Genomic DNA, 6,599 nt, shown 5'->3' with positions numbered 1-6,599 from the left:
CATCGCGCTCGTCATGCTCTGCCTCGGCGGCAACCGCCCGACCCTGCCCCGCCGCCAACTCGCGTGACCACACCCACGGATCCAGCAGAAGAGCCCCTTTTCTTCTCTCGCGTCCGGCTGGTGCCGGCCGCTTAGGGTGGGGCGAGGGGGGCCGGTGCCGAAGCCAGGAGATCGGTCGGACGTCTGGAAGTCGGCTGGGGCCACCTTGTTCGTCGTGTACGGGTCGATGACCACGCCGGGCCGCGGGATGTAGAAGGTGTGGGGCTTGCGGTACTTTCCAATGGTCAGGCCGATCACCTGGGCGGCTCCGGCTTTCGTGAGGAGAATCCGCGCCCACTCCAGCGACATGCCTGCGGTGGTGAAGTCGTCCGCGCAGGATGCGGCGGCGGTGAAGGGGTCGGTGGTCAGCAAGACCCACGCCACCCCCCTCGTGTGCAGCCCCCGCAAGACCGGCAAGACCACCATCAAGACTCTCTGCGCGGTGACAAGCCTGGCCGCCGAGACGGCTATCGCGGCCCAGCGAGCGCTCGAATTGGGCCCCGGAAAGGCGGTCATCGGAAAATCGGACATATCGAGCGGATGTTAAAAGCCTTCATGGGGAGGGTACTTGGCACTGCGTGTATTTCGCCGGTCCGGTCTTGGGCCGGTTGCCTGCCTGCTGCCGGCCCATGCGGTGGAGCAGACATTTCCGTGTGCGGGACAAGATCGCCCGCACCTACCTCAGGGAGTGTCATGTTCACCCTTCCATCGCGTTCGCCGCTGCTGCCTGCCCAGGCGCGTCGCTCCGGGTTGGATGCCGCGTTCGCGGCAGGGACCGCCATTCCCGTGGGTGACACACCGGAGGGAGTCGCCCTCACCCCGGATGCGGCCCGTGCGTATGTGGCCAACCGGGGCTCGAACACGGTGAGCGTGATCGACACCGCCACCGACACGGTCACCGCCACCATCGCCACGGGGGCCGGTCCCACCTTCGTGGCGATCAGTCCGGACGGCACCCGGGCGTATGTGACCGTCTACGACGACGGTCTCGTCAGCGTGATCGACACCGTCTCCAACGCCATCGTCACGGACATCGCCGTAGGGGCGGGAGCGACGGTCGTAGCGCTCACCCCGGACGGCGCCCGCGCCTACGTGACACGGCAGACCACGAACACGGTGAGCGTGATCGACACCGCCACCAACACCGTCACCGCCACCATCACCGTCGGGGACGGCTCGACCGGCCTGGTCATTACCCAGGACGGGACACGCGCCTACGTCGCGTGTCTCGCCTCGAATACCGTCAGCGTGATCGACACCGCCACCAACACCGTCACCGCCACGATCACCGTCGGTCCTGTCCCCATCCTGCTGGGGCTTACCCCCGACGGGGCTCACCTCTACGTCACCAGCGTCGGCAACTCCACGGTGAGCGTGATCGACACCGCAACGAACACGGTCACTGCCGTCGTCGGTGTCAGCGCCCAGCCGCGCTTCGTGGCAGTGAGCCCGGACGGCTCCCACGCGTACGTGGCGAACTCTGGCCCGGGCACGGTGAGTGTGATCGACACCGCCACCAACACCGTCGTCGAGAACATCGGCGTGGGAGGCGGCCCCACCGCTATCGCGGTCTTCCCCGACGGTACGCACGCCTACGTGACCAACGCGCCTGCAAATAACGTCAGCGATGTGGCGACGACCGTGATCCCCGGCCACGGGTCCACGGGAGGGCAGACCACCGTGACTCTCACCGGCCACAACCTGGCCAACGCCACCGCCGTGCACTTCGGTACCGCCCAGGCAGTTATCACCGCCAACACAACGACGTCGATGACCGTCCTCACCCCCGCCGGATCCGGTGCCGTCCCCGTGACGGTCACCACCCCGGGCGGCACCGGCACCCTCGGATCCTTCTACTACACACCGGTCCCCGCCCTCACCGACATCAGCCCCGTCGCGGGCCCCGTCGCAGGCAGCGACCAGGAGATCGTCATCACCGGCCGCAACCTCGCCGGAGCCATCGACGTGTACTTCGGCCCCACCCGAGCCGTCATCCAAACCGTCTCCGACACCCAGATCACCGTCAGGGCCGCCGGTGCCCCGGCGCCGGGCGGTGCCGCCGTCACCGTGACCACCCCCGGCGGGACCACCGACGGGCTGTCCTACACCTACGTTGACCCGTCCACCGTCACCGGCGTCCGCCCCAACGCCGGACCGACCACCGGCGGCACCCAGGTGACCATCACCGGCACCGGCCTCGCATTCACCGACCAGGTCACCTTCAACGGCATCCGGGCACCGTTCGAGGTCGTCTCCGACACCACCCTGACCGCCACCGCCCCGCCCAGCGGAGCCGACGGCACCGTCGACGTCATCATCACGGGCCCTGGCGGCACCTCTGCCGGAACATTCACCTACACCGCCGATCCCAACATCTGACCTCACGTCCGTAGGCTCCCGAGCCGCCTCGCCACCACTCGCAACGCGAGGGCCTGGCCCGCTGCGAGGTCGAGGCGGGCGGGCCAGGACAGCAGCTCCGCGACACCGTCATAAGCGGTGGTGCCCGTCCGGAAGACGGACTGCTGCGTCCCGGGGCGGCGTCGAACAAGGCGGTGAGGCAGGCGCTGGGCGATCTCGCGCTGCACGGCCTGGTCGCCTCGGACGGCAACACCCGGGAGCGGCACAAGACGTGGCGGCTGGAGGGCGCGGCCGGGCTGGACGCTGCTGCCGTGGTGCTCGGGATGGTCCGCTCGGAGATGGGCGGCACGGCCCGGGGCGCCGGGCGCTCGGGTGCGCAGCATGCGATGGCGGTCAACGAGACCGTGCTCGCGTTCGTCCTCGGCGGCACCGCGCCCGGAGCCGCGGGCGGGGTCGGCACGGTGCGCTCCTGGTCGACCGAGACCGAGTTCCTGCTGCCCGGCGGCAAGCGCAAGGTGCGCCCGGACGGCGTGTGGCAGGCCCCTCAGATCGGGGTGCCGGTCCTGATGGTCGAGGTCGACCGCTCCACCATGGCCCCGGCCGACGTCGCCGCGAAGTTCCCCCGCTACCGCGAGCTGTTCCGCACCAAGGTCCGCGACAACGACCCCGCCCTCGCCGACCGGGAACCAGCTGACCGGACGGTACACTGGTGGCGCCGGGCCTACCCCGGCCACACCCGGCCCGGGTACCCGCCCGTCGCCCTGGTCGTCACCGACGCCGGACCGGTCGCGCTGGCCAACCGGCAGCAGGCCGTCGCGGACCTGTCCGCCGACTGCTGGCGCGGCCGGTGGTGCAGGCAGGTCCGCGACTACAACGACGACGGCTGGCGCGAGTACGACGACGCCGTTCCCATCGTCGCGACCACGCTGGAGCTACTGGCCGAGCACGGGCCGCTCGGGCCGGTGTGGTGGCGCTTCCGCCGCTCGGGCCGGCACTCCCTCATCGAGGCGCTGGAGAACCCGAACAACCGGGCCGCCTATGACCTGCGCCAGGCCGCCCGCGAGGACGAGGAGCACAAGGCCCACCAGGAGCTGATGGACTCCCTGGTCTGCATCGACTGCGGCGAGGTTCCCGATGAGGAGAGCACCTGGGAGTACGGCCGCCAGGGACAGGTCGAGTGGACCCGCCGCCCGGGTGGCCGCTGCTGGCCCTGCCACCAGGACCGCGAGGAGCGCCTGGAACGGGAGGCCGAAGAACAGCTGGAGGCCGCCCGTACGGCCAACGCCGCGCTGCGCCCGTGCTGGGCGTGCCGGGGCTCGAGCGGGGGGAAGGAGGGCTCGAAGTTGGAGCTGCGGGAGAAGGCCCGGCCGGACCGGTTGGAGTGCCCCGAGTGCGTACAGGCCCGCGCCGCAAAGGACTTGGGCCCACTGGTGCTGCCGGTCCCGACCAAGCGCGAGCTGGTGGCCGCGCTGGTCTCAGCCCCGGACGATCCGTGGTGGGAGGAGCGCGTGCTGCACGCGAAGCTCTACCCGGCGAGGGGCCGCCGGGTGTGACCTGTTGGTGGTTGTGGGCGTGTTTTGGCCTCGCACGCTGGGTTGTCTGGACCTTTGGTTGGACCTGTTGGACCTGTTGGACCTGTTGGACCTGTTGGACCTGTTGGACCTGTTGGACCTGTTGGACCTGTTGGGGGTGGTGGCGGGGGTTGGCGGGGGTGGGGTGTGGTGACTGTGTGTGGTGGTGGGTGGGGTCGGGGGTGCTCGGCGGGTTGGTGGGTGTTTCGCCCGGTAGTTCGGCGTGTATTTCTCGTCTTTGGTTTTTCTGGTTGATTTTCCGGTGGTGTTCTGAATTCGGGTTGGAATGGCCGGGTGTGGGGTGTTGGCGGGGTCGGTGTTCGGTTTCTGCCGGGGCTCGGCCGGGCCGTCCCGCCGCCACCTCGCTGCCGCTGCTCCTCCGTCGCCGTCCGGGCGCTGCCGGTCGGGGCGTGCCCTCCTGCCGCCGTCCGGGCCCGTCGTCCGGGTCGTGCCGCCCCGTCCTGGTGCCGTGTGCTGGCCGCTGTCCGGGGCGGGGCCGCCGCCCGCAGGCCGCCGTCCAGACCTGCTGGTCCGTCGTCGTCCGGGCGCTGGCTGCCTGGCGAGGAACCTACGAGGACATAAACGGCAATCCGTCGACTTCAAACGCCCTCTCAGGCCCGGACGATCGCCGAACCCACCAGCCCTGCGGCTCCGTGACGACAACTGCGTCGACTGCTCCGATATCTCCCCTGAATGAACCGAACGAACCGCACGACACGTTGAATGTGGATCGACACCCGTCAGGTATCAGGAGATTGTCAAGGATCGCGATCATCCGGTCCACTGAATAGCGCGCGTCGAATAGCGTCCTCGTCTCTGCGCACGAACGTCAAGGCGTCGTGCGCGGCTCCATTCCATTGTCAAGGACAGGTTGTTTCAGCATGCGTGCTTCTCTCGGCAAGGCCGGCCTCCGCCGACGTGCCATGGCGGCGATACTCCTCCCGGCCCTCGCCACGGCCGGCCTGCTGGCCGCTCCGCAGCAGGCCTCGGCAAGCGACTGCGAAGGCCAGTCGACTCCGGCCGGCGGGAACTGCACCACCGCCCTGATCAGCTCGATCTTCGACACTTTGCGCCTCGCCGGGAACGCGGCCGAGATCGCCAAGTCGGACAACGCCCGTTTCACCCAGAGCACGGCGAGCGCGCTGGCCGCCACCGCACCCGGCTACAACGTGATGGTCTTCAAGTACGACGGCACCGACATGTGGGACACCCTCATGTTCCACAACTCGTACGACGCGAAGATGAACGGGGTCCTGGTCGACACGACCGTCCGGCTCCACCACTACTTCACCCCCGGGACGACCGATCCCTCCGGTTACGACGACTTCCGCATCTGGGTGTTCGCGGGCGACTCGACCTTCACCAACTACGGCGACGGCGGGTACATGAACTGGTCCTTCGTCGGCCAGGACGACGACCAGACCAAGACCCGCCGGGGAGTCTGCGCCCACGGGGTGCCCTGCAACTACCCGTACCGCGTCATCCACTTCCCCTCCCGGGCCGTCCCCGGCGTCCCCAAGGGCGGCGGCACCCCGGTACCCCCCGGCACGCCGGGAACGCCCGGCATCCCGATCACCCCCGGCGTCCCCAAGGGCGGCGGCACCCCGATACCCCCCGGCACGCCGGGAACGCCCGGCATCCCCGCGCACGGTGGAAAGACCATCCACCCGAAGGTGAAGAACGGCAACAGCCCACTGATCACCGGCACTTCGGCCGGCTCGACGGTCGTCGCCGGAGACGCCGCCAACCGCAACTCCGGCTGGGAGCTGACCCCGGTCGGCGACGGCCGCTACCGCATCACCAGCGCCGTCTCCGGCCTCGCGCTCACCGAGAACACCTCCAGCTACCTGGCCGAGACCCGCCCATGGACCGGCGCCGACAACCAGAAGTGGCAGCTCGCGACGGCCAGCAGCGGCACCGTCCAGATCAGCGTCACCGACCAGGACTGCCTGACCTTCGACGAGAGCGCCAAGCCGCTGGGCGTCTGGACCTGCAACGGCGACTGGTCCCAGCAGTGGAAGCTGCAGTAACACCCACGTGAGACCACATTGTCGGCCCGGCAGCCCCCGCTGCCGGGCCGACGACATTCGAACTCAGTGCTGGTCGGGCTTGGTGCCGGTCAGCTCCCACCAGGGCATGGAGCCGTTGTCCAGGCCGGACAGCGGCCACCAGAGTTCGAACTGACGCCCGCCGCGACCTGCGAGCCCTGGCCACCGTCGTCATCAACGAACCCGGCTCCTGGGAAGAGGTGGACACCCTCGCCCGGGACTGGGAGCCCAACGGCGCCCTGATCTTCGGCTGCCTGCTCGACCTGGCCGGCCGCCACCACTCCGCCACCTAGTAGGGCTTTGTTAGGTACCCCAAGTGATCGTCACTGGATAGGCTGTGATCTTCTTTCAGGTGTGACACCTGAGGAGATGGAAGAGGTTCGGCCGCGTTTGGAGGCCTTCGCCGCCGAGATGCTCGGCCCGCTGGCCCGCTGGCCCGCTGGCCCGTCGGGACCAGCGGGCCAAGGGCGAGCTGTACCTACGCGGGTTGATGCTGGACGGCAAGCGCAAGTCGATGCAGCCGATGGCCGAGCGCCTGGGCGTGGACCACCAGCAGCTCCAGCAGTTCGTGGCCTCCTCGACC

At 69.3% G+C, this 6,599-nt stretch carries 5 protein-coding genes; 4 read left to right on the top strand and 1 reads right to left on the bottom strand.

Annotated elements, in window-relative coordinates; all coding sequences use genetic code 11:
• Nucleotides 1–411 (bottom strand): hypothetical protein (locus tag ACIRYZ_RS46025; protein WP_402955586.1); only part of this gene is annotated, 411 nt, incomplete at its 3' end.
• Nucleotides 412–825: 414 nt separating this feature from the next.
• On the opposite strand from ACIRYZ_RS46025, the gene ACIRYZ_RS46020 reads away from it, so the two are divergent.
• The 4 genes from ACIRYZ_RS46020 to ACIRYZ_RS46005 all read left to right on the top strand — a co-directional run.
• Nucleotides 826–2,418 carry an IPT/TIG domain-containing protein gene (locus ACIRYZ_RS46020; protein ID WP_402955583.1) on the top strand — a complete coding sequence of 531 codons (1,593 nt, stop codon included), beginning with the start codon at nt 826–828 and terminating at the stop codon, nt 2,416–2,418.
• Nucleotides 2,419–2,471: 53 nt separating this feature from the next.
• A complete protein-coding gene (locus tag ACIRYZ_RS46015; protein ID WP_402955592.1) occupies nt 2,472–3,950 on the top strand; it encodes a replication-relaxation family protein in 1,479 nt (492 codons plus the stop codon).
• 899 nt (nt 3,951–4,849) lie between these two features.
• The gene (locus ACIRYZ_RS46010) at nt 4,850–5,998 is read left to right on the top strand and encodes an RICIN domain-containing protein (protein WP_402955580.1); all 1,149 of its coding nucleotides are present in this window, start codon (nt 4,850–4,852) and stop codon (nt 5,996–5,998) included.
• Nucleotides 5,999–6,455: 457 nt separating this feature from the next.
• A partial coding sequence (locus ACIRYZ_RS46005) for a transposase (RefSeq protein WP_402955589.1) occupies nt 6,456–6,599 on the top strand: 144 nt, incomplete at its 3' end.

The organism is Kitasatospora sp. NPDC101155 (assembly GCF_044768305.1).
GTDB lineage: Bacteria > Actinomycetota > Actinomycetes > Streptomycetales > Streptomycetaceae > Kitasatospora.
This window is presented reverse-complemented; position numbering and strand designations above follow the sequence as displayed.